General features: G+C 44.5%; 1 protein-coding gene. It reads left to right on the top strand.

Annotated features, from left to right (window positions below; all coding sequences use genetic code 11):
* Positions 1-238, top strand: a 238-nt coding sequence (locus tag FD23_RS08975) for an IS110 family transposase (protein WP_340136959.1), incomplete at both ends; no start/stop codon positions are given.

The raw sequence follows: 238 nt of genomic DNA, 5'->3' as shown, positions 1-238 counted from the left end.
TAACGTATGCATTATGGTCAATGGCCAAAAAGTTAATGACTATGCCATCTCCAACGATATGGTAGGCTTCAATCAGCTGCTGGGTGACCTTAAGCAGGTTACTAAACCGCAGATTATATTTGAAGCAACTGGCGTCTATTCCAGAAGACTCCAGGCGTTCTTGGACATGCACGAATTGCGCTATGTCATGATGAATCCGCTAGAAGCCAAAAGAAAGACAAAGGATGACCTGCACCAG

Origin of the sequence: Lactobacillus delbrueckii subsp. delbrueckii DSM 20074 = JCM 1012 (assembly GCF_001433875.1) — a bacterium.
GTDB classification, from domain to species: Bacteria; Bacillota; Bacilli; order Lactobacillales; family Lactobacillaceae; genus Lactobacillus; species Lactobacillus delbrueckii.
This window is presented reverse-complemented; position numbering and strand designations above follow the sequence as displayed.